The sequence below is a fragment of the Vibrio sp. 2130-1 genome (assembly GCF_033339515.1).
Window position 1 is genome coordinate 1 of sequence record NZ_JAWOUT010000558.1, and the last position, 565, is coordinate 565.

Here is a 565-nt window from a genome sequence, read left to right on the forward strand (position 1 = left end):
CAGGATTAATACTGGCGTGACGCTGGTAGTCGATACAGAACACCAAGTACTCTGCCGCGCTTTCAACGTATGCTTGCTTCCCTGCAAATTTCGCTAGTTGTGATCTCTTCTCTATGTCCGTGACTCTAACAATTGATACTACCTGCAACATACTGGATGAGGATGCGGCAAGACCCGCTTGAAGGATGGTTTCTAGTTGCTCTTTATCGATAGGCTGTGAGGTAAATTTACGAATGGAACGGTGGCCAAGAATGGTTTGGATCGTACTGTTCATGATGACTTAACATCCTTTGTTCTATTTTTAGGCTGAGCGTTCACCTTAGCGGTATTTAATGAATGGGTAAACTATCGCGAAAGAAAAACTGTGCCTTAGAGCATAAGTTTGAGTTCAGACTGGGGAAACGGCGCGCATTCTGTTTGTGAAGGTATATACTGTTTTTAGAATCAATAGTTTATCTACGTTGGAAAGATGAAAGAGCTGATACTTCATACTGTCACGGTGTTCATGGGCTTTTTTGCGATTATGAATCCCATTGCCAATATTCCTATCTTTTTGAGCCTCACG

General features: G+C 42.5%; 1 protein-coding gene and 1 pseudogene. One reads left to right on the forward strand and one right to left on the reverse strand.

The window, feature by feature from the left end; translation table 11 throughout:
- A partial coding sequence (locus tag R7Q09_RS27370; RefSeq protein WP_318144111.1) for a nitroreductase family protein occupies positions 1-274 on the reverse strand: 274 nt, incomplete at its 3' end.
- A 195-nt stretch (positions 275-469) separates the two neighbouring features.
- Between R7Q09_RS27370 and R7Q09_RS27375 the strand changes: the two are divergent.
- Positions 470-565: pseudogene (locus R7Q09_RS27375) on the forward strand (MarC family protein); the annotation flags it as partial.